This window comes from Acidimangrovimonas pyrenivorans, from assembly GCF_042643245.1.
Classification (GTDB): domain Bacteria; phylum Pseudomonadota; class Alphaproteobacteria; order Rhodobacterales; family Rhodobacteraceae; genus Acidimangrovimonas; species Acidimangrovimonas pyrenivorans.
This window is the reverse complement of record NZ_JBHRSK010000004.1, coordinates 51,839-76,060: the sequence shown is the minus strand read 5'-3', so window position 1 is coordinate 76,060 and position 24,222 is coordinate 51,839. Positions and strand designations below refer to the sequence as shown.

Below are 24,222 nucleotides of genomic sequence, written 5' to 3'. Positions count from 1 at the left end.
TCAGAAGTCGTAGGAGGCGCTGGCGATGTAGCGCCGGCCGCGGGCCGGTTTGCCGGCGCCGTCGCGGGTCAGCGGCAGCACCACTTCCGACGGGCTGTCGCGCATGTCCTCGACCGCGGCGTCGATATGCAGCTCGTAGCCCGCGTCGAACAGCGCGTCGGCGAGGTCGAGCGTGATGGTCAGGTTCTGGCCCGCCCCGACGCTGGCCCCGGTAATGCCGTTGATCTGGGCCAGGTCGCCATTGGTGGCGCGGAACCAGTCGGAAAGATGCTGGTAATACTTCGACTTGCCGCCGGCCATCCACAGGCTGCCCCTGTAGGCGCCCTTGGCATCGGTGACGTAGAGCGCCAGATAGGCGCCGTCGCCGCCATATTGGCTGAGCGTGGTGGTAAAGGTGACGGGCTGGGCAAGCGCCAGCCCCGGCACGGTGAGCGCCGTGGTCAGGGCGAGGGCGGAAAGCGTGGTCTTCATCTTTCGGTCTCCGGTTGAGCTGTCTTCGGTCCCGTTCTGCGCGGCGAGGCTGATCCCCACCTGACTGAAACGGCAAAAGAGCTTCAGCCCGTCGTCAGGTTCGGGAGGAAATTCGGTGGGGTGGCGGGAAATGGCCGGGGCCGCGTCAGCCGGCGCAGCCGCGATGCGGCATAGGTCCGCGTTGGCGCCCCGCCTCAAATGGCTGCCGCGGAACAGGAGCAGGGCGCGTGCCTGCCCGAGGGGGGCGCGCGCCACCGTCGAACGTCGCGCTTCATGGCAGCCAGGCCCCTCCCCGACACGAGCGTTGCGCGCCGATGTCCAAAGCGCCAGCCCGCCGGGACGGGCAGGCGCTCGCCCTGCGCGTTTCACGTGCTCCGGGCGGTTTCCGCAGGGCGCATGGTGTGCGCTCATCCCGCGCGAGCGCGCCTTCCAGTCCCTCGCCATGAAAGAAAGCGGCCCCGCCATCGGGACGAATGGCGGGGCCTGGCGTGCGGGCCGATGGGGACGCAACCACCCACACGATGCGCGACTGGGGCTCTAGGCGATGTCGCCTGGCTCCGGGGCCCGTTTCCGGCCGGTCACCATCGACCGGGCCAGGTTCTCGCGATGGCGTAGGCTGGCCAGCACCACGCCGCCGACATGCAGCGCCACCAGCAGCAGGGTCAGGTTGGCCAGCACCTCGTGCAGGTCCTCGACGGCCTCGCCACCGATCCCGCCCTCGGCGCCCGCGCCGTATTCCGCGCCCTCTTCGCCCTCGTCACTGTCGGCAAAGGCCGGCGAGACGATCGCGGGCAGCGTCGGCAGCGCGGCGATCCGCGCCGGCTCGGCCATCAGCCAGCCAGTATAGGCGGTGCCCGACAGCGCCAGCAGCAGCGCCACGATCATCGCCGCCCCGGCCGGGTTGTGGCCGAGATAACGCGTCTCGCGCCCCTTCAGCATCGCGCCGAGATAGCCCAGCGTCGCGCCCGGCCCGCGCAGGAACTGGGTGAAGCGCGCGTAGCGCCCGCCGACCAGCCCCCAGACCAGGCGGAAGGCGATCAGCCCGGCAACGACATATCCCGCCGTCTGGTGCAGCGCCTCGTTGCCTTCCGAGGTCAGCCAGGCGGTCGCAAAGGCCGCCACCAGCCCCCAGTGGAACAAGCGGATCATCGGGTCCCAGACGCGGACGGTCATTTCACCACCACCCCGGCACCGCCCTTCTTGAACAGCCCGTTATCCGGCGGTGCGACGGTGCCGGCCGGCGCCGCCTTGGCCGCGTTGCGGCCCTTGTCGTCATCGTCGTCGTCCTCGTATTCCATATCGACGACGGCCAGCGTCGCCGGATCGACCTTGGCCTCGATCCGGCGGCCCCTGGCGTCCCGGCCCTTGATCTCGTAGCAGCCGTCGTCGGTCTTGATCCGGCGCACGGTCCAGCCCTTTTCCTCGGCCATCTTCTGCACTGCCTGCCGCGGCTGCCAGTTCGCCATCGGCGCCGTGCAGTCGCGATCCTCGGCCACGGCCATGCCCGCCAGCGACAGGCCGGTCAGCACCGTCGTCATCGTCAGCAGTTTCCGCATCTCTTGCTCTCCCGTTTCGGGTTGTGATGGCCTCTTCTGCCCCCCTATCCTGACGCATAGCTGAAGCATGGCGGTTGAGTGCTTCAGCCTGCCGTCAGCTTCGCGGCGCAGAAAGGCGGCAGGGAAACGGCGGCTGGGAAACGGCGGCTGGGAAACGGCGGCTGGGCAAGGAAAGGACGACCATGCGGGTGCTGCTGATCGAGGATGACACGGTGCTGGGGGCGGCGGTGCGCGACCAGGTCGTCGCCGACGGCCATTCGGCCGACTGGGCGACCCGGCTCGACGAGGCCGGCGACTACCTGCGCACCGCTGCCTATGACCTGGTCCTGCTCGACCTGATGCTGCCCGACGGTCGCGGCCTGCCCTTCCTGCAGGCGCTGCGGGGCCACGGCGATGTCACCCCGGTGATCATCCTGACCGCGATGGACCAGATCAGCGACCGGATCGCGGGGCTGAACGCCGGCGCCGACGACTACATGGTCAAGCCCTTCGACCTGTCGGAACTCACCGCCCGGCTCAACGCCGTCGCCCGGCGCTATGCCGGCAACCCCAACCCACTGGTCACGCTCGGCGAGCTCGAGATCGACCTCGCCGCCCGTTCGGTCCGGCGCGGCGGCAAGCCGGTGCCGCTGACCGCCCGCGAATGGGTGCTGTTCGAGGCCTTCGTCCAGCGTCCCGGGCAATTGCTGTCGAAGGCCCAGCTCGAGGAGCGGCTCTATTCCTTCGACACCGAGATCGAGAGCAACACGATCGAGGTCCATGTCAGCCGGCTGCGCAAGAAGCTGGGCCGCGCGGTGATCGAGACGGTGCGCGGGCTGGGCTACCGGCTCGGAGGCGCGGCGTGAGGCTGCCGAGGTCGCTCCACGGCCGGCTGGCGCTGTTCGCCGGGCTGGGGCTGACGCTGCTCTGGGTCGTCACCGCCACCATCACCGCCGAGATCGTCAACCGCCGCATGGCCTCGGTGCTCGACAGCGCCCTGACCGAGACGGCGCAGCGCATCCTGCCGCTGGCCGTGCTCGACATCGTCGGACGCGAGGAGGAAGGGATCAGCCAGCACATGGCGCAGCTGCGCCCGCATGACGAGCTGCTGACCTATCTGGTGCGCGACCGGCAGGGCCGCATCCTGATCCGGTCGCACAATGCCGACCCGGCCGATTTCCCGCCCTATGGCGCCGCCGGCTTCAGCCAGACCGCGACCCACCGGCTCTATTCCGATTCCGCCCTGCGCGGGGCGGTGACGGTCACGGTGGCCGAGCCGCTTTCCTACCGGGCGGCGGCGGCGCGGCAGATCCGGATGCAACTGGCGATCCCGCTGCTGATCCTGGTCCCGCTCAGCCTGCTGGGCATCTGGGCGCTGGTGCGCGCCACCCTGCGCCCGGTTACCCGTTTCGGCGCCTCCATCGCCACCCGCGGCGCCGGCGACCTGACCCCGGTCCCGGCCGAAGGCCTGCCCGACGAGATCGCCCCCGTCGCCGCAGCGGTCAACCAGTTGCTCGACCGGCTGCGGCGGGCGCTGGAGGCCGAGCGCAGCTTCACCGCCAATGCCGCGCACGAATTGCGCACCCCGGTGGCGGCGGCGCTGGCCCAGGCGCAAAGGCTGATCGCCGAGGCCGGCGACAGCCCGGCGGGCCGGCGGGCGGCAGAGATCGAGGCGACGCTGAAGCGGCTGACCCGGCTGTCGGAGAAGCTGATGCAGCTGGCCAAGGCCGAGGGCGGGCGGCTGCGCAGCGCCGAGGCGCAGGACCTGCGCCCGATCCTGCGGCTGGTGGTCGAGGAGGCCGGGCGCGACGCCCCCGGCCGCATCGCCCTCACGCTGCCGGAGACGCCGCTGCCGGCCCCGATCGACGCCGACGCCTTCGCCATCCTCGCCCGCAACCTGATCGAGAACGCCCTGCGCCACGGCGATGCGGCGGCGCCGGTCGAGGTGACCTTGCAGGCCCAAGGCTTCCTGAAGGTGGTCAATGCCGGCCCGGTGGTGCCGCCGGAAACCCTCGCCCGGCTCACCGCCCGCTTCGCCCGCGGCACCTCGGCCGCCGATGGCAGCGGCCTCGGCCTGTCGATCGCCCGCGCCATCGCCGAAGGGGTGCAGGGATCGCTGGATCTGCGCTCGCCCGCCGCCGGTCGCGGCGACGGGTTCGAGGCCTTGGTCCGGCTGCCGCTCGACGGCGAGCCGGCGGCGACCGGCTGAGCTCAGGCGGCTGCCGCCGCCCGCCGCTCGACGCGCCGCTCCGCCGCCCGGAACAGCACCATGCCGCCGATCATGGCGATCACGAAGACGCTGCCGCCCAGCCCGCTCCAGGCCAGCGCGGCCAGCGCCGGGCCGGGGCAGAAGCCGGCCAGCGCCCAGCCGGCGCCGAACAGGGCCGAGCCGCCCAGCAGCCGGCCGTCGATGCGTTGCGCCGGCATCGGCGGGATCGCCTCGCCAAGCACCGCCCGGCGGCGCCGCGCCGCGAGGCGCCAGGCCAGCACCATCGGCAGCACCGCCCCGCCCAGCACGAAGGCCAGCGTCGGGTCCCAGTTGCCGGCGATGTCGAGCCAGCCCTGCACCTTGGCGGTATCGGTCATGCCCGAAAGCAGCAGGCCGAGGCCGAACAGGGCCCCCGAAACGGTCGAGATGAACAGGCGCATCAGATGGCTCCCAGCATGTGGCGGGCGACGAAGAAGGTGATCATGCCGACCGCGAGATAGACCAGCGTCGCCGCGATCGAGCGCGGCGAGAAGCGCGACATGCCGCAGACGCCGTGGCCCGAGGTGCAGCCATTGGCCAGCCGCGTGCCGAAGCCGACCAGCAGCCCGGCCCCGACCAGCAGCGGCAGGTCGGTCGAGACATGGGTGGCGGGCGCGCCGAACAGCGCCACCGCCAGCGCCGGCGCCCCGATCAGCCCGGCGAGGAAGGTCGCCTTGTCGCCCGAACCGCGCTGGCCGGCGCCGTCGACAAGGCCACCGAGGATGCCGCTGGCGCCAAGGATGCGGGCGTTGAACAGCAGCAGCAGCGCGGCCGCGGCGCCGATCATCAGGCCGCCGGCAAGGCCGAACAGCCAGTCCTGCGGAATCTGCGAAAGAGCCATGGCCTGCGCCTCCCGTGGCTTGGAACGTCGTTGAAACCAATCTAGAGCAATGAGCTAAGAACGTCGTTGAAACCAATCTAGAGCAATGAGCTAACATATTGAAGTAACTGAATATAAATAGGTCGGACATTCGCCCTGCGCGGGCCAGGCCGGGAACATGGTCCGTCCCGGCCGCGCCGGCACGGACCCGGTTGTCGCCCCACGGCGAATTCGGAACATTGTTCTTCGCCCGCCGGCCCGCGATCGCGGATGCGGAACGTCCGCCCGGTCCGAACCGGGCGCGGGCCGGCGGCTCTGCCCTGCGGTCGTTGCGGCGACGCACCGGATATGCCGCAGCCCCCGCGCCACCGAAAAGCTTGCAATCGGCGCCAATTCGGCCAATCGATTTGGGATGCGCCTGCGAAACCTGCTGATATACCTGCTGCTCCCCATCGCCGGGGCGGTCGGGCTCTTCATGTTGTCGCATGGCTATTTCCGCTCCGAGGAGCTGGCCCGGGCCGAGGGCCGGCTGTCGCTCTACCGCAGCACCGTGGTGGCCGAGCTGCAGCGCTTCTCGCACCTGACCTACGTGCTCGCCCGCGACCCTTACGTCATTGCCACGGCCGGTGGCGCCTCGGCCGCCACGCTCAACCGCCGCCTCGCCGCCTTTTCCGACAAGGCCGGGCTCGACGCGATCTACGTCATGCGGCCGGACGGCGAGACCATCTCGGCCTCGAACGCCGGCACCGCCTCCAGCTTCATCGGCCACAACTACTCCTTCCGGCCCTATTTCCGCGACGCGGTGGCGGGCCGCCAGGGGCGGTTCTACGGCATCGGCTCGACCACCGGCCAGCCGGGTTACTTCATCGCCGACGCGGTCCGCGACAGCGGCGGCCGCATCATCGGCGTCATCGCCATCAAGCTGGGACTGTCCGGGCTGGAACAGGCATGGCGGGCGGCGGGAGAGTCGGTGCTGCTGGCGAATAGCGACGGCGTCGTGCTGCTGGCCTCCGAGAAGGCCTGGCGCTACCGCACGCTTGGGCCGCTGGACGCCGACCAGCGCCGTCGCATCGTCGCGGCGCGGCAATTCGCCGGCCAGACCCTGCCGGCGCTGGACTGGCGCCCCGCCGCCGACCACGCGGCCCGGATCGGCGGGGCCGAGATGATCCACGTCACCGCCAGCGACCTGCCCCATCACTGGGTGCTGCATTACTTCGCCAGCGAGGAGCCGGCCTATACCCGCAGCTGGCTGGTGACCGGGGCGGCGGTGATCCTGGCCGGGGCGTTTGTGCTGGTCACCCAGCTGCGGCGCACCGCCCGGATCGGCGCCGCCCTGCGCCGCTCGGAGGCCGAGGAGGCCGGGCTGCGCCGCGCCAATGCCCAGCTCGCGGTCGAGATCGAGGAACGCCGCGCCGCCGAGCGCCGGCTGCAGCGTACCCAGGACGAACTCGCCCGCACCGGGCGGCTGGCGGCGCTGGGGGAACTGGCGGCCTCGGTCACGCATGAGCTCGGCCAGCCGATCGCGGCGATGTCGAACCACCTCGCCGCGGCCGAGATGAGCGGCAAGGCCGGGCCCGAGCTGATCGGCCGGATATCGGGCCTGGTGGCGCGGATGGAGGGGATCACCCGCCAGCTCAAGTTCTTCGCCCGCACCGAGGGCGCCGAGATCGGCGAGGTCGACCTGCGCGCCGCGATGCGGGCGGCGCTGGCGCTGGTCGCGCCGAATATCGAGGCCGCCGGGGTGGCGCTGGAGACCGAATTCCCCGAGGCCCCGGTGATCGTGCGCGGCAACCAGCTGCGGCTGGAACAGGTGATGACCAACCTGCTGCGCAATGCCGTCGACGCGATGGAGGACAGCGCCGAGCGGAGGCTGGGAGTGACGATTGGCACCGAAGCCGGCGCCGGATCCGGGACGGGAGCCGGGACCGGAGCCGGGACGGGCTGGTTCGCGGTCGCCGATCGCGGCCACGGGCTGGGCGACACCTCGCTGGCCGATCTGCAGGAGCCCTTCGTCACCAGCCGCGAGTCGGGCCGCGGCATGGGGCTGGGCCTGTCGATCTCGGCCGCCATCGTGCGCGAACACCACGGAAGCATGCAGGCTGCCAACCGCCCCGGCGGCGGCGCCGTCTTCCGCATCGCCATTCCCCTTGCCGTCGCAGAGGATACCGCCGAGGAGACCGCCGCATGACAACTGCCGACCTGCCGCCCAGCATCCTGATCGTCGATGACGACCGCTCGATGCGCGCCTCCCTCGTCGACCTGTGCGAGGCGGCGGGCTGGCGCGCCGAGGCGCTGGGACGGGCGGCGCAGGTGACCGAGCGGCTGGCCGATCTCCAGCCCGACGTGATCCTGTCCGATGTCCGCATGCCCGGCATGTCGGGGCTGGAACTGCTGAGCGAACTGCCGTCCGGCCTCGCCCCGCCACTGGTCCTGATCTCCGCCCATGGCGACATCCCGATGGCGGTCGAGGCGATCCGGAACGGCGCCTACAGCTTCGTCGAGAAACCCTGCGAGCCGCGCCGGCTGCTGTCGATCCTGCGCCATGCCGCCGACCAGCACCGGATGCGCAAGGGGGCCGAGCGGCTCAAGGAGCGGCTGGCGCGGCTTTCCGGGCTCGACCGGCTGCTGCTGGGCCGGACCGGCGAGACGGCGCGGCTGCGAGCCGACGTGCTCGACCTTGCCGGCACCGAAACCCCGGTGCTGCTGCAGGGCGAGACCGGCACCGGCAAGGACCTCGTCGCCCGGGCGCTGCACGATCTCGGCCCGCGCCCCGACGGGCCCTTCGTCGCGCTCAACTGCGCCACCCTGCCCGCCGACCGGTTCGAGAGCGAGATGTTCGGCGTCGCCGGCGAGTATCCGGGCAAGCTGGCCGCCGCCGATGGCGGGACGCTGTTCCTCGACGAGATCTGCGCCTGCCCGCTGCCGGTGCAGGCCAAGCTGCTGCGGGTGATCGAGGAGCAGGAGGTGACGCCGCTGGGCGGCAGCACCCCGGTCGCGCTGCGCGCCCGGATCGTCTCGGCCACCAACGAGGACCCGGAAAAGGCGATTTCCGACGGGCACTTGCGCGCCGATCTTCTGTTCCGGCTCAACACCATGGTCTTGACCCTGCCGCCCCTGCGCCAGCGCCGCGACGACATCGTGCTGCTGTTCACTCATTTCCTGCACAACCACGCGCAAGTCTATGAAATCATGGCGCCCGACCTGACCCAGAACGACGTCACCGCGCTCCTGGCCCATGACTGGCCCGGCAATGTGCGCGAGCTGCGCAACGTCGCCGAGCGGCGGGTGCTGGCGGCGCGGCGCGGCGGCGGCTCGGTGGCCGAGGCGCTACGCGCCGATCCGCCGCCCGAGGAGGTGCCGGACACCCTGCGCGAGGCCGTCGCCGCCTTCGAGAAGGAGCTGATCGGCAAGGCGATCCGCGCCCATCAGGGCCGGATGGACGCCGTCGCCGAGGCGCTGGGGATCGGCCGGCGGACGCTGAACGAGAAGATCGTCAAGCTGGGGCTCGACAAGGACTCGTTGCTGTAGGGCGACGCGTCTCGAGCGCGACAGCGGAAGATGAGGCCGGCCCTTGCCGGCCCCTGCGGAAATCCGCAAGGCACCCGATCACATCCGCGCGATTTTCTTCCTAGGCAAGCGCCGGAAGGGAGGGCAGACTTCCGCCATCCGGTCCAAACGGAGCCTGGGAGGAGAAATATGCGTAAACTTGTTGTCCGGTCGGCACTCGCCGGCCTCGCCGCCGTTGTCGCCACCAGCGCGATGGCCACCGAATGGAACGTCTCGGTCTGGGGCAAGCGCCGCGCCTTCACCGAGCATATCGAAAAGCTCGCCGAGCTGGTCTCGAAGAAGACCAACGGCGAATTCACCCTCAACATTTCCTATGGCGGCCTGTCGAAGAACACCGAGAACCTCGACGGCATCTCGATCGGCGCCTTCGAGATGGCGCAGTTCTGCGCCGGCTACCACCGCGACAAGAACCCGACCATCACCGTGCTCGAACTGCCGTTCCTCGGCGTCAGCACGCTCGAGCAGGAGCGCGAGGTCAGCCAGGCGCTCTACAAGCAGCCGGCGGTGGTCAAGGACCTCGCCCGCTGGAACGCCACCCTGCTGATGCCCTCGCCGCTGCCGCAATACAACTTCGTCGGCGTCGGCCCGGCCCCGACCAAGCTGGCGGACTTCAAGGGCATGGCGGTGCGCGCCACCGGCGGTATCGGCCAGGCGATGGAGAAGATCGGTGCCGTTCCGACCTCGATGTCGGCGACCGAGGTGCGCCAGGCGCTCGACAGCGGCGTCGTCAAGGCGGTGGCCTTCGCGCCCCACGCCCACATGGCCTTCGGCACGATCGAGACCGGCAAGTGGTGGACGACCAACCTCAACCCCGGCACCGTCAACTGCCCGGTGGTGGTGAACACCGACGCGCTCAACGCCCTGACCGACACCGAGCGCGAGGCGCTGCTGGGCTCGGTCGACGAGGCGCTCGACTACTACATCGACTACTACAACAACAACACGATGAAGAAGTGGGGCCCGGCGCTGGACGCCCACGGCATCGAGCGGATCACCTACTCGCCCGAGGCCATCGCCGCGTTCAAGAAGGAGGCTGCCGGCCCGGTGGCCGCCGCCTGGATCAAGGAAATGAGCGCCCGCGGCCTGCCGGCCCAGAAGCTCTATGACTTCGTCGAGGCCGAGATCGCCAAGACCGCGCCCAACTAAGCCGGCCCCGCGACCTGACCCGGGCCGCATCCGCGAGGCGGGTGCGGCCATTCCCGATATCCGCCTGCTAGACACGAGGGCCCGACCATGGCCGGCCACGCCGCCGTTCTGGAAGACGACAGTCTTCTCAGCCGTCTCGAACGAACCCTGTTCAAACTGGAAACCCTGCTCGCCTTGATCAGCGGGATCGCCGTCTTCTTCCTCATGGTGCTGGCGGTGATCTCGGTCGGCGGGCGCAACTTCTTCAACCAGCCGGTGCCCGGCTATATCGACTGGATCGAGCAGGCGATGCCGCTGATCGCCTTCATGGGCATCGCCTATACCCAGCGGCTGGGCGGCCATATCCGCATGGACATGGTGATCGGCACCCTGTCGGGGCGCTGGCTGTGGGCGGCCGAATTCGTCGGCACCTTCCTGATCCTGGTGCTGATGATCCTGCTGGTCTGGGGCAGCTGGGCCCATTTCCAGCGCAGCTTCGACTGGAACGCCCCGCTGTGGAGCCGCGACAGCTCGATGGACATCGCCCTGCCGCTGTGGCCCGCCAAGCTGCTGGCGCCGGTCGCCTTCTCGGTGCTCTGCGTCCGGCTGGTGCTGCAGCTCTGGGGCTACGGCCGCGCCTTCGTGCTCGGGCTGGTCGAACCGGTGGCGGTGCCGCTGGTGCAATCGGCTGCCGAACAGGCCGCCGCCGAGGCCGAGACCGTCTCGGACGGGGAGGACTGACACATGGCCGCCATCGACATCGGTATCATCGTCACCATCATCATGTTCGTCATGGTGCTGGTCGGCATGCGCGTCGCCTTCGCCGCGGCGCTGTCGGGCATGATCGGGCTGATCTGGATCTTCTGGTCCAAGAAGGGCTACGCCGGCGACGAGTTCTTCTGGGCGTTGACCGTCGCGGTCAAGACCGCCGGCCAGGTGCCGCATTCCAAGATCGCCAGCCAGGCGCTCAGCCTGATCCCGACCTTCATCCTGATCGGCTACCTGGCCTATTACGCCGGGTTGACCAAGGCGCTGTTCGAGGCCGCCAAGCGCTGGGTCGGCTGGCTGCCCGGCGGCCTCGCCGTCTCGACCATCTTCGCCACCGCCGGCTTCGCCGCGGTCTCGGGCGCCTCGGTCGCCACCGCCGCGGTCTTCGCCCGCATCGCCATCCCCGAGATGATCTCCGTCGGCTACAACAAGAAATTCGCCGCCGGGGTGGTGGCGGCGGGCGGCACGCTGGCCTCGATGATCCCGCCCTCGGCGATCCTGGTGATCTACGCCATCATCGTCGAGCAGGATGTCGGCAAGCTGCTGCTGGCGGGCTTCATCCCCGGCATGGTCTCGGCGCTGATCTACGCGGCCCTGATCGTCGGGCTGGCGCTGACGATCCCGAAATTCGGCCCGCCGGTCGGCGGCTTCTCCTGGCGCCAGCGCTTCGCCGCGCTGCCGGGCGCGCTGCCGATCGCCTTCGTCATCGTCATCATCATCTTCTTCATCTACAACCCGTTCGGCGGCGACGCCTGGGGCACGCCGACCGAAGGCGGCGCGCTGGGGGCCTTCGTCGTCTTCTGCATGGCGCTATGGAAGGGGATGCGCTGGACCCAGCTCAAGGATGCGCTGCTCGAGACCGCAAAGCTGGCGGTGATGATCTTCACCATCATCTGGGGCGTGCTGATCTATGTCCGCTTCCTCGGCTTCGCCGACCTGCCCGGCGCCTTCGCCGAATGGATCACCTCGCTGCACCAGCCGCCGCTGATGACGCTGGTGATGATCCTGCTGGCCTATGCCGTGCTGGGCATGTTCATGGACGCGATCGGGATGCTGCTGCTGACCCTGCCTGTGGTCTACCCGGCGGTGATGGCGCTCAACGGGGGCGAGTTCGTCTCGGCCGCCGACAGTGCCTTCGGCATGTCGGGGCCGATGTGCGCGATCTGGTTCGGCATCCTAGTGGTGAAGATGGCCGAGTTCTGCCTGATCACGCCACCGATCGGGCTGAACTGCTTCGTCGTCGCCGGGGTGCGCGACGACCTCAGCGTGCAGGACGTGTTCAAGGGCGTGGCGCCGTTCTTCATCGCCGACGCCATCACCATCGCCACGCTGGTCGCGCTGCCGCAGATCGTGCTCTGGCTGCCCAGCCAGGTGTGACCCGGCGGCCAGCCTTGCGCATTGCGCGCCCCGGGCCGTCCCGGGGCGCTGGAACTTGCGCGGCGGGTATGTGAGATTGCCCGGACCTCGCAACCCGCGCGCAAGGATGCAGAACGGACATGGCGGACGGCTCCGTGGACCAGGCCGAGATTCTGGCCGTCGACCTCGACGGGACCCTGCTGCGTTCGAATGCGCTGCATGAGAGTGTCTGGGGCCTGCTCAGCCATAACGCCCTCAAGGTCCCGGCGGCGCTGGCGGCGGGGCGCCACGGCCGCGCCGCGCTCAAGCGCGCCTTCGCCCGACCCGAGGCGCTGGACGTCGCCACCCTGCCCTACGACCCCGAGGTGATCGCCTATATCCGCGCCTGGCGCGACCGCGGCGGCCGCACCGCGCTGGTGACGGCGACCGACGAGACCATTGCCCGCCGTATCGCCGACCATCTCGGCATCTTCGACGAGGTCCACGGCTCGGACGGGACGACCAACCTCAAGGGCGCGGCCAAGGCGGCGCTGCTGAGCCGGGCATATGGCGCCGGCAACTATGCCTATCTCGGCGATGCCGCCGCCGACCTGCCGGCCTGGCAGGGCGCGGCCAGGGCGATCACCGTCAATGCCGCGCCCGGGCTGCGGGAACAGGCCGCGGCGGCGGCGCCCGAAGCCGAGCACCTGACCACCCGGGGGCAGGACTGGCGCCCCTACCTGACCGCCGCGCGGCCGCATCAGTGGCTCAAGAACATCCTCATCTTCGTGCCGGCGATCACCGCCCACCGGCTCGACCCGGGCGTGCTCGCCCTCAGCCTCACCGCCTTCGTCGCCTTCGCGCTGGTCGCCTCGAGCGTCTATGTCCTCAACGACCTGCTCGACCTCGCCGCCGACCGCGCCCATCCGCGCAAGCGGACGCGCCCCTTCGCCTCGGGCGCGGTGCCGCTGGCCCATGGCACGGTGATGGCGCCGCTGCTGCTCGCGGCCGGCCTCTGCGTCGCGCTGGCGCTGGGGGGACAATTCCTCGCCGTGATGCTGGCCTATTACCTGCTCACCCTGCTCTACTCGCTGGCGCTCAAGCGGCAGGTCATCCTCGATGTCTGCGCCCTCGCCTGCCTCTACACCCTGCGCATCGCCGCCGGCGCCGCCGCGACGGGGCTGGCGCTGTCGGTCTGGCTGATCGCCTTCTCGCTGTTCTTCTTCTTCGCCCTCGCCGTGCTCAAGCGCCAGGCCGAGCTGGTCGACAGCGCCCGCCACGGCAAGCTCGACGATGTCGGCCGCGGCTACCTGGTCAAGGACCTGCCGATCCTGCCGGTGATGGCGCTCGGCGCCGGCTATGTCTCGGTGCTGGTGATGGCGCTCTATGTCAACTCGCCCGAGGTCGCCGCGCTCTATCGCGCCCCGGCCGCGCTCTGGGGCATCTGCCTGGTGCTGCTCTACTGGATCACCCGGATGGAGATGGTCACCCATCGCGGCGGCATGGCCGACGACCCGATGCTCTATGCCCTGCGCGACCGGGTCAGCCTGGTCTGCGGCGCGGCGGTGCTGGCGCTGATCCTCGCGGGGGCAATGCTATGAGCCTGCGCGGACTGGTCCTGCGCTACGCCTTCTTCGCCGCGCTGGCGACGCTGGCCAACCTCGCCACCCAGCGGCTGGTACTGATGGCGGGCGAGACGGGCACGCTCTACGCGCTGGCGGTGGCGGCGGGCACCGGGGTCGGGCTGCTGCTGAAATACGCGCTCGACAAGCGCTGGATCTTCTACGACAGCGCCACCGGGCTGAAGGCCCATGGCCGCAAGTTCACCCTCTACACGGTGATGGGCGTGGTCACCACCGCGATCTTCTGGGGCAGCGAGACGGCCTTCTGGCTGACCTGGGGCACCGATCAGGCGCGCGAACTGGGCGCGGTGCTGGGGCTGACGGTGGGCTATGTGGTGAAATACAATCTCGACCGCCGCTTCGTCTTCACCGATGCCCGCCTGGACGGAAGGGCGGCGCCATGAAGCTGAGCGGCTGGGGACGCTATCCGGTGGTCGAGGCGCAGGTCTCGGCGCCGCGCGACGAGGCCGGGCTGATCGCGCAGGTCCGGCGCGGCAACGCCATCGCGCGCGGCAACGGTCGCGCCTATGGCGACAGCGCCATCAGCCCCGACAACACCATCGAGATGCGCCATTTCAACCGCCTGATCGCCTTCGACGACGCCTCCGGCCAGCTGGTGGCCGAGGCCGGGGTGCTGCTGGCCGACATCATCGCGGCGATGCTGCCGCGCGGCTGGTTCCCGGCCGTCACCCCGGGGACGAAATTCGTCACCCTGGGCGGGATGATCGCGGCCGATGTCCATGGCAAGAACCACCACCGCGACGGCAGCTTCGGCAATTTCGTCGACTGGATCGACCTGGTCGGGGCCGACGGCACCGTCCGCCGCTGCTCGCGCGACGAGAATGCCGAGCTGTTCGACTGGACCCTCGGCGGCATGGGCCTGACCGGCATCGTGCTGCGCGCCGCGTTCCGCCTGCGCCGGGTCGAGAGCGGCTGGATCCGCCAGAGCCTGCGCCCGGCGCCCGACCTTGCCGCCGCCTGCGCCCTGTTCGAAGAGGCCCGCGACGCCACCTATTCCGTCGCCTGGATCGACGCGCTGGCCGGCGGGGCGGCGCTGGGCCGCTCGCTGGTGATGGTCGGCGAACACGCGACGCGGGACGCGCTCGACGCGCGCCGCCGCGACACCCCGCTGGAGGTGCCGCACCGGCGCCGGCTGCGGGTGCCGTTCGACGCACCGCCCGGCCTGCTCAACCGGCTGACGGTGCGCGCCTTCAACGCCCTCTACGACTGGAACGGCCGCCGCCATGCCGGCGACAGCCTGATCGACTGGGACAGCTATTTCTACCCGCTCGACTCGATCCTCGGCTGGAACCGGATCTACGGCCGCCGCGGCTTCGTCCAGTTCCAGTGCGTGCTGCCGCTGGACAGCGCGCAGGCCGGGCTGACCGCGCTGCTGCAGGCCATCGCCGCGCATGGTCAACCCTCGTTTCTGGCGGTGCTCAAGCGGATGGGACCGGAGCGCGGCGCCCTCTCCTTCCCGATGCCGGGCTACACGCTGGCGCTCGACTTCCCGGCCAGCCGCGCCAGCCTGCAGCTGATGGAGCTGCTCGACCGCCTGACCCTCGGCCATGGCGGCCGCTTCTACCTGGCCAAGGACGGCCGGATGCGCGCCGAGACCCTGACCGCCAGCGATCCCCGGGCCGCGGCCTTCCGCGCCCTGCGCGCCCGTGACCCCCGCGCCGAGACCTTCCGCTCGGCCCAATCGGAAAGGCTGAAGCTGTGAGCAAGAAACCGGTCCTGATCCTCGGCGGCCGCTCGGATATCGGCCGCGCCATCGCCCAACGCTTTGCCGCCGAGGGCCACGACATCCAGCTTGCCGCCCGCCATGCCGAGGACCTCGCCGCCGACAAGGCCGATCTCGAACTGCGCCACCGCGTCCATGTCAGCCTGCACGAGCTCGACGCGCTCGACCTCGCCAGCCATGCCGCCTTCATCGACGGCCTGCCGGAACTGCCCGGCATCGCGATCTCGGTGATCGGGCTGATGGGCGACCAGGCGGTGTCGGAGCAGGACCCGCAGAAGGCGGCGACGGTGATGCGCAGCAATTACGAGGGGCCGGCCAGCCTGCTGGCCCTGCTCGCCAACCGGTTCGAGGCCCGCGGCAGCGGCACGCTGGTCGGCGTCAGCTCGGTCGCCGGCGAACGCGGCCGGGCGACGAATTACGTCTACGGCTCGGCCAAGGCCGGTTTCACCGCCTTCCTGTCGGGGCTGCGCAACCGGCTGGCGGCCAGGGGCGTCCATGTCGTCACCGTGCTGCCCGGCTTCGTCGCCACGCGGATGACCGAGGACATGGACCTGCCCGCGCGCCTGACCGCCCAGCCCGAGGAGGTGGCCGACGCCATCGCCGGCGCGGTGCGGCGCGGCCGCTCGGTGATCCATGTCCGGCCGGTCTGGGCGCTGATCATGGCGGTGATCCGCAACATCCCCGAACCGCTGTTCAAGCGGATGAAGCTCTGACCCGAAACGCCCCCTAGCGGCAGTCCGGCCGCAGGTCGCCCCGCCCTAGAACTTGCCGCCCAGCAGCAGCCGCGGCAGGCCGAGGGTCAGGATCGGGAACGCCACCAGCAGCGTCACCCGCAGGATCTCGACCGCGAAGAACGGCATCACCCCGGCGAAGGTCTTGCGCATCGGCACGTCCGGCGCCAGCGCGTTGATGATGAAGACGTTCAGCCCCACCGGCGGCGTGATCAGCCCCAGTTCCACCACCACCAGGATGATGATCCCGAACCAGACCTTGAGCTCGTTCGGCCCGAGCCCGAAATCGAGCCCCATCACTACCGGCCAGAAGAACGGGATCGCCAGGATGACCATCGACAGGCTGTCCATCAGGCAGCCGAAGATCAGGAACACGACGATGATCATCGCCAGGATGACATAGGGTGGCAGCCCGCTGTGTTGCAGGTAATCCGCCGCCGCCTGCGGCACCCCGGCCCGGGCCATGAAGATCTTCAGCAGTTCGGCGCCGAGCAGGATCAGGAAGATCATGCCGCTGGTCCGCGCCGTCTCGAGCAGCGAGTCGAGGAAATCGCCCCAGCCCATGCGCCGGGTGACGAAACCGTAGAGGGCGACGAGGAAGACGCCGATCCCGGCCGCCGGGGTCGGGTTGTAGATGCCGGCGTAGATGCCGCCGATGACGATGCCGAAGATCACCACCACCGGCAGCACCGCGACCATGCTGGCGACCAGTTCGTGGCGCGAGACCGCCTGGCCCTCGGGCCCCGAGCCGGGCACGAGGCGGACATAGACGGCGATGGCGAGCATGAACAGCACCGTCGCCAGGATGCCGGGGATCAGCGCGGCGGCGAACATGGTGACGATGTTGGCCTCGACGATGACGGCATAGACGATCAGCACCACCGAGGGCGGGATCAGGATGCCCAGCGTCCCGCCCGCCGCGATCGTGCCGGTGGCGAGTGCCGGCGAGAACTTGTAGCGCCGCAACTCCGGCAGGGCGACGCGGGCCATGGTCGAGGCGGTGGCGGTGGACGAGCCCGACAGCGCGCCGAAGCCGGCGCAAGCGGCGACGGCGGCCATCGCCACGCCGCCGCGGAACCGCCCCAGCAGCGCGTTGCCGGCGCGGAACAGGTCGGTCGACAGCCCCGACCGCGCCGCCAGCCCGCCCATCAGGATGAACATCGGCAGCACCGTCAGGTCGTAGATCGAGAACTGCGAATAGGCGAGGTCCTTCAATTGGTTGAGCAGGATCGCCGGGCCCGAGGTGAAGATCGTGCCGGCCATGCCGACCAGGATCATGGTATAGGCGACCGGCACCCGCACCACGATCAGCAGGATCATCACGCCAAGGCCGATGAGCCCGAAGGAAAAGGTGTCGATCATGGATTACTCGCTGACTTGAAGCCCCCCGGCCTCGAAGATCGGCCGCTTGTGGCGGGCCACGCGGATGCAGTCGTTCAGGGTGATGAGCGACGCCACGATCAGCAGGGCGAGGGAAAGAAGGATCGGCGGGAAGGCGGTCCAGAGCGGCAGTTGCAGCACCGGCGTCACCTCGGGATATTGCATGTAGCTGACGAAACCGTAGGACATCTGCCGCAGCAGCAGCAGCGCGAAGCCCAGCGCCAGCAGCGCCGAGAGCACGCTCATCAGCGCCTTCCGCGCCTCGCTCAGCCGTTCGGTGAAGATGTCGACGGTGACGTTGGCGCCGGTCAGCTGGCAATAGGGCAGGAACATGAAGATGGCGATCGCCATCAGGTGCTTGGAAAGTTCGTAATCGGCGGCGAAGGGGGCGTTGAACAGCACCTGCGACGAGGCGCTGTAGGCGGTCATCACCGCCAGCCCGCAGACCACCAGGCCACCGCCCAGCGCCCACCAGCGAATGAATGTCGCCGCGCCGAGGACGAGCCGTCGCGCCCCCGGAGCGGCGCCGGGGTCCTGCCCCGGCGCGGTCTGACGGTCCCTGCTCACGCGTATTTCGCGATCGTCTTGCGCGCGGTCTCGACCAGCGCCTTGCCGTCGATCTTGGGATGGGCGGCGATCCACTTGTCGACCACCGGGCCCAGCGCGTCGTTGAAGGTCTTCATCTCGGCGTCGGTCAGCACGATGTACTTGTTGCCCGCGTCGATGGCGACCTTGATGCCGTGATCGTCGTCCTCGCGCCAGATCTTGCCCACCTCGCGCAGCCAGTCCTCGCCCGAATGCTTGTTGAAGGCGGCCTGGATCTCGGCATCGAGGCTGTTCCAGCGCGCCTTGTTCATCGAGACCTGGAAGGTGGTGGTGCCGAAGCGGTTCTTGTCCGGGCCCTCGATCTGGTACGTGGTGACGTCCTGCAGCTGCAGCGCCGGGATGATCTCCCACGGGATCAGCGCCCCGTCGACGACATTGGTCGACAGCGCCTGCGGCAGCGCCGGCACCGGCATCGTCACCGGCGTCGCGCCCATGGCGCGGACGACGTCGTTGCCGGTCGGGCCCGGCACGCGCAGCTTCTTGCCCTTGGTGTCGGCGATCGAATGCACCGGGTCCTTGGCCATGTGCAGCGCCTGGCCGGCATGGACGTGGTTGAACAGCACGTGGACCGCCTCATATTCCGGCGCCAGGTAGTCGTTGAACATGTCGCGCATCGCCAGGTTGGTGGCGACGATGTTGTTGGTGAAGATCGTCGGCAGCTCGAAGACCTCGGAATGCGGGAACAGGCCGGGCGTGTAGCCGTTCACCGTCCAGACGATGTCGACGACGCCGTCGGCAACCTGGCGGAACAGCTGCGGCGGCCGCCCGCCGAGGCTCATCGAGGGATAGATGTCGATCTTGACCCGGCCGCCGGTCTCGTCCTCGACCGCCTTGGCCCAGGGTTCGAGCATCTTGACCTGGGCCGGCGATTTCGGCCCCAGGAAATGGTGCAGCTTGAGCGTCACCTCGGGGCTCGACGCATAGGCGCTGCGGACCAGGGCCGGGGCGGCGAGCGTGCCCCCGGCCACGATCAGAAAGTCTCTTCTCTTCATCTTGGTTCCTCCTCCGTTGTCCTTGGGCGGCCCCGTCGCGCGACCGTGGGCCCTGACCCGGCCTCTCCCGTACCCGGCCGTCCCATCGTGCCGATCCGTCCTTCTCCGTGGTCCGGTGCCTGCCGGTGCCGCCGGTCGGCGGCCCTCCCGGGCGAACGATAGGACGATATTAGTTTGACAGCAAACTATTTCGCCGCCGCGCCATCCGATCACGCCCCCTTCACTTTGCCGCGACGCGGCAGGTCCCAGGCCCGCCTTTCTCGCGGCCAGCCCAGGGCCCCGAAACGGGCGAAATCGCCGCCGCCACCCCGCTTATGCAGCCATTCTGGGCGCTTGCGGTGACAGGGCAACGCACAATCGCGGGAGCCGGGCGAAACCGTCCGCGCCCGCCTTGCGACGAATTTTCACGGCCCGCCACCCTTTCCCGCCCCTGCCCCGGTCTGCTTAGGGAGAGACCTGCCCCCGGCGATGACGCCGGGCCGGCTATGAGTTGGAAGAAGGACCAGGAAAATGACGGCAGGCTTCGTGATCGGCTTGGGGCTCATCGTTGCGCATGTGCTGCTTTTCGGCGGGGTGGGATACGCCTTCTACAACGTCCGCAAGGCCACCCGCGAAGGGGCCGCCGGCGGGCCGCAGCCCGGCAGCGAGCCCGGCTGACCCCCGGCGCGCCGCGGCAAATCCGAACACGGGTCTGCGTCCGCTTCGTGCAGGCCCGGGCAGGACGCGCCGCCCACCATACCTGTTCGCTTGCCCGCGCTGGCAGCGCGATACCCGGCCCCTCGCCCCGGAAACGGGAGCTTTCACGGGGCGATTCGCTGCGACGGGCCTATATCTTGCGCAGTCCGCTCACCTAACGGGCATTCCTCACCCGCCCGGCCGGGCGAATTTGAAGTTTCCGTAATAGTTTCCCCGCGGACCTTTCTTGAATTCCGCTCACGGTCTTTATTAGGTTGGCAGCAGCGCCGGCCCCTGCCGGGCGCATCAATCACTCCGCCTCGGCCCGTCGGGCCAGGCCAGCGCGCGCGCCATGAGGGTGCCCGGGCCGGCGGATCAAACAAGACAGCTTCACCTGCTTCGGTCTCCGGGCCCCGGGCAGGGCTACGCTTCGCGCCGAAGGCCGGGGCGTCGCGGGACCATGCCCGCCGCAGGCTGCGAAAGAACAAGGAGGGTGCGACCCGTTGGTCAATCTTGCCGAAACCGTCGTCGATCATTCCAATCGGCGGGACCATCAATCCCTGATCGCAGCGGATGCCCGGCACGTGCTGCATCCCTGGGCCGATCTCAGCGCCCTAGGCCAGGCCGGATCGCTGGTCATCAGCGAAGCTGGCGGCGTCCGGGTCAAGGATGCTGACGGGCGAAGCTATCTCGACGCGATCGGCGGCATGTGGTGCATGACGCTGGGCTACGGTCGCGAGGAACTGGCCGAGGCGATGGCCGAACAGGCCCGGCAGATGGCCTATTACACCCCCTTCGGCGACATCACCAGCGAGCCGGCGACGCGGCTGGCCGAGATGCTCGCAGAACTGGCGCCGGGCGACATCAACCGGGTGCATTTCACCACCGGCGGCTCGACGGCCGTCGAATCCGCGATCCGCACCGCGCATTACTTCTTCGCCGCGCAGGGCCGGCCCGAGAAGTTCCACGTCCTGTCGCGGATCAATGCCTATCACGGCGGCACCTACCTGACGCAGTCGCTGTCGGGCAAGGCCGCCGACCGGACCCATTTCCACTACGAGGCCGATTTCGTCCATCACCTGTCGAGCCCCGGCTACGATCCTGACATCTCGGAAATCAGCGCCGAGGAACGTCTGCGGCAGTTGCTGGACGAGATGGAGGCCGAGATCGCCCGCATCGGGGCCGAGAACATCGCCTGCTTCATCGCCGAGCCGATCCTCGCCTCGGGCGGGGTGCTGACGCCGCCCGAGGGCTACCAGAAGGCGACGCTCGACCTCTGCCGCAAGCACGACATCCTCTATATCTCGGACGAGGTCGTCACCGGCTTCGGCCGGCTGGGGCACTTCTTCGCCTCGGAGGTCCGCTTCGGCCTCGCCCCCGACATGATCATCACCGCCAAGGGCCTGACCTCGGGCTACCAGCCGCTGGGCGCGGTGCTGATCTCGGACCGCATCTCCGACGCGATCAGCGCGGCGGCGCCGAAGGACAAGCCGGTCTTCTCGAACGGCTTCACCTATTCGGGCCACCCCGTCGCCTGCGCCACCGCGATCGCCAATATCGAGATCATGCAGCGCGAGGACATCTGCGGCCATGTCCGCGAGGTCGGGCCCTATTTCATCGACCGGCTGCGGGCGCTGACCGACAAGTCCATCGTCTACACCGTGCGCGGCGATCACCTGATGGCCTGCGTCGAATGCTGGACCGGCGAAGAGGCCGGGCCGACCGCGCGCAACATGGCGCTGGCGCAGCGGGTCGACCAGTATTGCCAGGAGGCCGGGCTGCTGGTCCGGCCCTACGAGAACCTGTGCATCCTGTCCCCGCCGCTGGTCATCACCCGCGAAGACATCGACCGCATCGTCGCGATCCTCGGCGCGGCGCTCGACCGCGCGACGCAGGATCTTCGGGCCGGCACCATCGGCTAGCCCGCCCCTTCCGGGCCCGTCGCGATGCGTCAGGGCCTGCGCAAGGCAAACCGGCGCAAGACCGGACCACAGAGCCCCCCTGGGGGAGGGCCGAACACGGCTGCGAAACAGAGGAGAGAACATGAGCCAGACCCTGACCTTCATGGATTGCCGCGGGCTGTCCGCCCCGCTGACGGTACTGCGCATCAAGCAGGCGATGACCGGCCGCGCCGACAGCCTGCCGCTCGACGTCGTCATCGACCACAGCTGCTGCGACGGCAGCCTGGTCGCGGATTGCCTGGGCGACGATTGCGGCGCGGTCCGGCTGCTGCATGTCGCCGGGGGCGTCGCGCCCGATGTCGTGCCGGGCCTGGCCGCCGCGATGACCGGAACGACCGAGCGACCGACGTCCCGGCGGCCCCATGCCTGACAGCGCCGATATCGCCCGGGCCGCGCCCGAGACGGAAGACCCCGACACTACGCCCCCCTGGTGGCAACGCGACGACCTGTGCCACCGCCACGGCCGACTGCATCTGGGCAGCTGCGACCTCGACAGCCTGGCGCGCAAGGTCGGCACACCGGCCTACGTGATCCGCGCCCCCCGCGTCGCCGACAACCTGCGCCGGCTGCATGCCGCGCTCGACGGCGCCGGGCTCGACCACCGCGTCTATTACGCGATCAAGGCCAACCGCACCCCGCAACTGCTGTCCTACCTCGCCGCGCAGGGCCTCTGCGGCGCCGATATCTGCTCGCCCGGCGAGTTGATGCACGCGTTGGCCTGCGGCTTCCGCGAGGACGAGATCTCGTTCACCGGCACCTCGCTCAGCGCCGCCGATATCGACGTGCTGTCCCGCTTCGACACCCTGCGGATCAACTTCGACTCGCTGGCCGCGCTACGCCGCTTCGGCCGCGCCTGCCCGGGCCGCGATGTCGGGCTGCGGATCAATCCCGACCGGGGCATCGGCTACGGCGGCAACGACATGCTGCAATACAGCGGCCTCGAAGCGACCAAGTTCGGCATCTATCTCGACCGCCTGCCCGAGGCGATCGAGATCGCGCGCGAGCACGGGCTGCGGATCACCCGGGTCCATTTCCATGCCGGTTGCGGCTATCTCGACCGCGAGCTCGACCAGCTCGAACGGGTGCTGGCGGCCAGCCGGGACTTCATCGCCCGGCTGCCCGACCTGACCGAGGTGAATATCGGCGGCGGGCTGGGCGTGCCGCATCGCGCCAGCGACCGGCCGCTCGACCTCGACCGCTGGGCGGCGACCGTCGCCGCGGCCTATGGCGACAGCGGTCTCAGCGTCGCGGTCGAGCCGGGCGATTTCATCGCCAAGGATGCCGGCATCCTGCTGACCTCGGTCACCTATGCCGAGCGACGCAAGGAGGTCGCGTTCCTCGGCCTCGACGCCGGTTTCAACCTGGCGATGGAGCCGGCCTTCTACGGCCTGCCCTGCGAGCCGGTGCCGGCGGTGCCGCGCGACGGCCCGGCCCGGCGCTATACCGTGGTCGGCAACGTCAACGAGGCGCTGGACAAGTGGGCCGAGGATCACCCGCTGCCGCCGCCGCAGGACGGTGACGTCATCGCCCTGATCAACGCCGGTGGCTATGCCGCCGCGATGCGCTCGGACCATTGCCTGCGCGGCGCCGTGCAGGAGGTGCTGCTGGTCGACTGACCGCCGCCCATCCGACCGCACCAAACCCGACCGCCAAAGGCCCGCCTGACGGCCGAGAAAGAGGAAGACACATGACCGCGCCCCTGGATCCCCGCCCGGACCGCATCGAGGACGACAGCGCCCTGACCCCGGAAACCCCCAGCTTCGCCTTCGACCCGACAGACCCCTGGACCGAGACCTTCCAGAAAGGCCTCGAACGGGCCGGGCTGCGGGGCCGACGGATCTACGAGGTCGGCATCGGCACCGGCACCAACGTCGCCTTCATGCTGCATATCTGCGGCGCCGAAAGCGTCTCGGGCAGCGACCTCGACCCGCGCCTGGCCGAACTGGCCGCGCGCAATGTCCGCAGCCTCGCCCCGCAGGAGGCCGACCGCTTCCACCCCATCCACGGCTCGGTCAGCCTGATCGACACGCCCGAGGCGCTGGCCGAGATCAAGCGCAGCGATGTCGTGGTCGGTTGCCTGCCCCAGGTCGGCGATCCGACCGACCTGCGCCTCGCCGCCTTCCGCGAGGCCCAGCGTGCCGACCTGGCCGAGGGCGCCGACGAGCGCAGCGACGATCACATCGCCCATTACTACCCCTGGGCCGAGTTCGACGACTACCCGTTCAACTCGGTCGGGCTGGGGCTGAACGAGGCGCTGCTGCGCCGGCTGCGGGCCAGCGCGCCGGAAGCCGAGGTGGTGCTCAACTTCGGCAGCCGGGTCGGCAGCGCGATCCTGTTCTCGTTCTTCGAGGCCAACGGCTACGAGCCCGAGAAGCTGCATTCGCAGGTCGTGCGCCAGGATGCCGGCACCGACATCTCGTTCTTCGTCGCGCTGGAAAAGGCGCTGCGCGGCACCGAGTTCGAGGCGGATTTCAGCTGCGAGTTCTTCGCCGATCCCGAGGGCAGGAAGCCGCTCTCGGCCTGCGAGGCCCAGGCGCGGATCGACGCCGAGCCGGAGGCGCCGCTCTACCACGAGGTCTGCGTCATCCGCGGCCTGCCGGTCGAGAGCTGACCCGGCCACCCGACGCCGGAGAACAGCGAAA

At 69.7% G+C, this 24,222-nt stretch carries 24 protein-coding genes; 16 read left to right on the top strand and 8 right to left on the bottom strand.

The window, feature by feature from the left end; genetic code table 11:
* The 3 genes from ACFOES_RS03370 to ACFOES_RS03360 all read right to left on the bottom strand — a co-directional run bounded on the left by ACFOES_RS03370 (position 1) and on the right by ACFOES_RS03360 (position 2,027).
* Positions 1-471, bottom strand: a complete 471-nt coding sequence (locus ACFOES_RS03370) for a DUF2271 domain-containing protein (protein ID WP_377831762.1) — start codon at positions 469-471, stop codon at positions 1-3.
* Positions 472-1,008: 537 nt separating this feature from the next.
* On the bottom strand, positions 1,009-1,644 hold the full coding sequence (locus ACFOES_RS03365; RefSeq protein WP_377831761.1) for a cytochrome b/b6 domain-containing protein: 636 nt from the start codon (positions 1,642-1,644) through the stop codon (positions 1,009-1,011).
* Complete coding sequence (locus tag ACFOES_RS03360; protein WP_377831760.1) at positions 1,641-2,027, bottom strand: PepSY domain-containing protein; 387 nt, start codon at positions 2,025-2,027, stop codon at positions 1,641-1,643. The genes ACFOES_RS03365 and ACFOES_RS03360 overlap by 4 nt, the downstream gene beginning before the upstream one ends.
* Before the next feature lie 182 nt (positions 2,028-2,209).
* Between ACFOES_RS03360 and ACFOES_RS03355 the strand changes: the two genes are divergently transcribed.
* Positions 2,210-2,872: a response regulator transcription factor gene (locus ACFOES_RS03355; RefSeq protein ID WP_377831759.1), complete on the top strand. Its 663-nt coding sequence runs from the start codon at positions 2,210-2,212 to the stop codon at positions 2,870-2,872.
* Complete coding sequence (locus ACFOES_RS03350; RefSeq protein ID WP_377831758.1) at positions 2,869-4,215, top strand: HAMP domain-containing sensor histidine kinase; 1,347 nt, start codon at positions 2,869-2,871, stop codon at positions 4,213-4,215. The genes ACFOES_RS03355 and ACFOES_RS03350 overlap by 4 nt, the downstream gene beginning before the upstream one ends.
* A 2-nt stretch (positions 4,216-4,217) precedes the next feature.
* On the opposite strand, the gene ACFOES_RS03345 is transcribed toward ACFOES_RS03350, so the two are convergent.
* On the bottom strand, positions 4,218-4,655 hold the full coding sequence (locus ACFOES_RS03345) for a DUF6691 family protein (protein WP_377831757.1): 438 nt from the start codon (positions 4,653-4,655) through the stop codon (positions 4,218-4,220).
* On the bottom strand, positions 4,655-5,095 hold the full coding sequence (locus ACFOES_RS03340; RefSeq protein ID WP_377831756.1) for a YeeE/YedE family protein: 441 nt from the start codon (positions 5,093-5,095) through the stop codon (positions 4,655-4,657). Before ACFOES_RS03340 ends, ACFOES_RS03345 begins: the two co-directional genes overlap by 1 nt.
* A 391-nt stretch (positions 5,096-5,486) precedes the next feature.
* Here ACFOES_RS03340 and ACFOES_RS03335 point away from each other — a divergent pair, with 391 nt between their 5' ends.
* From ACFOES_RS03335 to ACFOES_RS03295, 9 genes are all read left to right on the top strand, one after another.
* Complete coding sequence (locus ACFOES_RS03335) at positions 5,487-7,262, top strand: sensor histidine kinase (RefSeq protein ID WP_377831755.1); 1,776 nt, start codon at positions 5,487-5,489, stop codon at positions 7,260-7,262.
* A complete protein-coding gene (locus ACFOES_RS03330; protein ID WP_377831754.1) occupies positions 7,259-8,602 on the top strand; it encodes a sigma-54-dependent transcriptional regulator in 1,344 nt (447 codons plus the stop codon). Before ACFOES_RS03335 ends, ACFOES_RS03330 begins: the two co-directional genes overlap by 4 nt.
* Before the next feature lie 168 nt (positions 8,603-8,770).
* Entirely contained in the window at positions 8,771-9,787 is a 1,017-nt protein-coding gene (locus tag ACFOES_RS03325) for a C4-dicarboxylate TRAP transporter substrate-binding protein (protein WP_377831753.1), read from the top strand.
* Positions 9,788-9,874: 87 nt separating this feature from the next.
* Positions 9,875-10,507: a TRAP transporter small permease subunit gene (locus ACFOES_RS03320; RefSeq protein ID WP_377831752.1), complete on the top strand. Its 633-nt coding sequence runs from the start codon at positions 9,875-9,877 to the stop codon at positions 10,505-10,507.
* A gap of 3 nt (positions 10,508-10,510) precedes the next feature.
* On the top strand, positions 10,511-11,911 hold the full coding sequence (locus ACFOES_RS03315; protein WP_377831751.1) for a TRAP transporter large permease: 1,401 nt from the start codon (positions 10,511-10,513) through the stop codon (positions 11,909-11,911).
* A 119-nt stretch (positions 11,912-12,030) separates the two neighbouring features.
* Positions 12,031-13,470: a UbiA family prenyltransferase gene (locus ACFOES_RS03310; RefSeq protein ID WP_377831750.1), complete on the top strand. Its 1,440-nt coding sequence runs from the start codon at positions 12,031-12,033 to the stop codon at positions 13,468-13,470.
* Positions 13,467-13,895, top strand: a complete 429-nt coding sequence (locus tag ACFOES_RS03305; RefSeq protein ID WP_377831749.1) for a GtrA family protein — start codon at positions 13,467-13,469, stop codon at positions 13,893-13,895. The genes ACFOES_RS03310 and ACFOES_RS03305 overlap by 4 nt, the downstream gene beginning before the upstream one ends.
* The gene (locus ACFOES_RS03300) at positions 13,892-15,214 is read left to right on the top strand and encodes an FAD-binding oxidoreductase (protein ID WP_377831748.1); all 1,323 of its coding nucleotides are present in this window, start codon (positions 13,892-13,894) and stop codon (positions 15,212-15,214) included. Before ACFOES_RS03305 ends, ACFOES_RS03300 begins: the two co-directional genes overlap by 4 nt.
* Entirely contained in the window at positions 15,211-15,948 is a 738-nt protein-coding gene (locus ACFOES_RS03295; protein WP_377831747.1) for an SDR family oxidoreductase, read from the top strand. Before ACFOES_RS03300 ends, ACFOES_RS03295 begins: the two co-directional genes overlap by 4 nt.
* A gap of 45 nt (positions 15,949-15,993) precedes the next feature.
* Here ACFOES_RS03295 and ACFOES_RS03290 read toward each other — a convergent pair whose 3' ends face one another.
* Genes ACFOES_RS03290 through ACFOES_RS03280 form a run of 3 tightly spaced genes read right to left on the bottom strand, consistent with a single transcriptional unit; the run spans position 15,994 to position 18,944 of the window.
* Positions 15,994-17,328: a TRAP transporter large permease gene (locus tag ACFOES_RS03290; protein WP_377831746.1), complete on the bottom strand. Its 1,335-nt coding sequence runs from the start codon at positions 17,326-17,328 to the stop codon at positions 15,994-15,996.
* 3 nt (positions 17,329-17,331) lie between these two features.
* Positions 17,332-17,913: a TRAP transporter small permease gene (locus ACFOES_RS03285; RefSeq protein ID WP_377831745.1), complete on the bottom strand. Its 582-nt coding sequence runs from the start codon at positions 17,911-17,913 to the stop codon at positions 17,332-17,334.
* Complete coding sequence (locus tag ACFOES_RS03280; protein WP_377831744.1) at positions 17,910-18,944, bottom strand: TRAP transporter substrate-binding protein; 1,035 nt, start codon at positions 18,942-18,944, stop codon at positions 17,910-17,912. Before ACFOES_RS03280 ends, ACFOES_RS03285 begins: the two co-directional genes overlap by 4 nt.
* A gap of 510 nt (positions 18,945-19,454) precedes the next feature.
* Here ACFOES_RS03280 and ACFOES_RS03275 point away from each other — a divergent pair.
* The 5 genes from ACFOES_RS03275 (at position 19,455) to ACFOES_RS03255 (ending at position 24,191) form a co-directional block, all read left to right on the top strand.
* Complete coding sequence (locus tag ACFOES_RS03275) at positions 19,455-19,601, top strand: hypothetical protein (protein ID WP_377831743.1); 147 nt, start codon at positions 19,455-19,457, stop codon at positions 19,599-19,601.
* Between the two features lie 521 nt (positions 19,602-20,122).
* Positions 20,123-21,541, top strand: a complete 1,419-nt coding sequence (locus tag ACFOES_RS03270; RefSeq protein ID WP_377831742.1) for an aminotransferase — start codon at positions 20,123-20,125, stop codon at positions 21,539-21,541.
* Between the two features lie 121 nt (positions 21,542-21,662).
* The gene (locus ACFOES_RS03265) at positions 21,663-21,950 is read left to right on the top strand and encodes a hypothetical protein (protein ID WP_377831741.1); all 288 of its coding nucleotides are present in this window, start codon (positions 21,663-21,665) and stop codon (positions 21,948-21,950) included.
* Positions 21,943-23,196: a diaminopimelate decarboxylase gene (locus tag ACFOES_RS03260; RefSeq protein WP_377831740.1), complete on the top strand. Its 1,254-nt coding sequence runs from the start codon at positions 21,943-21,945 to the stop codon at positions 23,194-23,196. The genes ACFOES_RS03265 and ACFOES_RS03260 overlap by 8 nt, the downstream gene beginning before the upstream one ends.
* Positions 23,197-23,267: 71 nt before the next feature.
* Positions 23,268-24,191, top strand: a complete 924-nt coding sequence (locus ACFOES_RS03255) for a hypothetical protein (RefSeq protein WP_377831739.1) — start codon at positions 23,268-23,270, stop codon at positions 24,189-24,191.
* Positions 24,192-24,222 lie beyond the last annotated feature (31 nt).

Excerpts from the sequence above, each read along its gene's own strand:
- ACFOES_RS03305 (WP_377831749.1), top strand. The coding sequence starts at position 13,467 with ATGAGCCTGCGCGGACTGGTCCTGCGCTACGCCTTCTTCGCCGCGCTG.
- ACFOES_RS03275 (WP_377831743.1), top strand. The coding sequence starts at position 19,455 with ATGACGGCAGGCTTCGTGATCGGCTTGGGGCTCATCGTTGCGCATGTG.
- ACFOES_RS03340 (WP_377831756.1), bottom strand. The coding sequence starts at position 5,095 with ATGGCTCTTTCGCAGATTCCGCAGGACTGGCTGTTCGGCCTTGCCGGC.
- ACFOES_RS03370 (WP_377831762.1), bottom strand. The coding sequence starts at position 471 with ATGAAGACCACGCTTTCCGCCCTCGCCCTGACCACGGCGCTCACCGTG.
- ACFOES_RS03365 (WP_377831761.1), bottom strand. The coding sequence starts at position 1,644 with ATGACCGTCCGCGTCTGGGACCCGATGATCCGCTTGTTCCACTGGGGG.
- ACFOES_RS03260 (WP_377831740.1), top strand. The coding sequence starts at position 21,943 with ATGCCTGACAGCGCCGATATCGCCCGGGCCGCGCCCGAGACGGAAGAC.
- ACFOES_RS03345 (WP_377831757.1), bottom strand. The coding sequence starts at position 4,655 with ATGCGCCTGTTCATCTCGACCGTTTCGGGGGCCCTGTTCGGCCTCGGC.
- ACFOES_RS03255 (WP_377831739.1), top strand. The coding sequence starts at position 23,268 with ATGACCGCGCCCCTGGATCCCCGCCCGGACCGCATCGAGGACGACAGC.
- ACFOES_RS03290 (WP_377831746.1), bottom strand. The coding sequence starts at position 17,328 with ATGATCGACACCTTTTCCTTCGGGCTCATCGGCCTTGGCGTGATGATC.
- ACFOES_RS03265 (WP_377831741.1), top strand. The coding sequence starts at position 21,663 with ATGAGCCAGACCCTGACCTTCATGGATTGCCGCGGGCTGTCCGCCCCG.
- ACFOES_RS03360 (WP_377831760.1), bottom strand. The coding sequence starts at position 2,027 with ATGCGGAAACTGCTGACGATGACGACGGTGCTGACCGGCCTGTCGCTG.
- ACFOES_RS03355 (WP_377831759.1), top strand. The coding sequence starts at position 2,210 with ATGCGGGTGCTGCTGATCGAGGATGACACGGTGCTGGGGGCGGCGGTG.
- ACFOES_RS03330 (WP_377831754.1), top strand. The coding sequence starts at position 7,259 with ATGACAACTGCCGACCTGCCGCCCAGCATCCTGATCGTCGATGACGAC.
- ACFOES_RS03280 (WP_377831744.1), bottom strand. The coding sequence starts at position 18,944 with ATGAAGAGAAGAGACTTTCTGATCGTGGCCGGGGGCACGCTCGCCGCC.
- ACFOES_RS03335 (WP_377831755.1), top strand. The coding sequence starts at position 5,487 with ATGCGCCTGCGAAACCTGCTGATATACCTGCTGCTCCCCATCGCCGGG.
- ACFOES_RS03320 (WP_377831752.1), top strand. The coding sequence starts at position 9,875 with ATGGCCGGCCACGCCGCCGTTCTGGAAGACGACAGTCTTCTCAGCCGT.
- ACFOES_RS03310 (WP_377831750.1), top strand. The coding sequence starts at position 12,031 with ATGGCGGACGGCTCCGTGGACCAGGCCGAGATTCTGGCCGTCGACCTC.
- ACFOES_RS03300 (WP_377831748.1), top strand. The coding sequence starts at position 13,892 with ATGAAGCTGAGCGGCTGGGGACGCTATCCGGTGGTCGAGGCGCAGGTC.
- ACFOES_RS03325 (WP_377831753.1), top strand. The coding sequence starts at position 8,771 with ATGCGTAAACTTGTTGTCCGGTCGGCACTCGCCGGCCTCGCCGCCGTT.
- ACFOES_RS03315 (WP_377831751.1), top strand. The coding sequence starts at position 10,511 with ATGGCCGCCATCGACATCGGTATCATCGTCACCATCATCATGTTCGTC.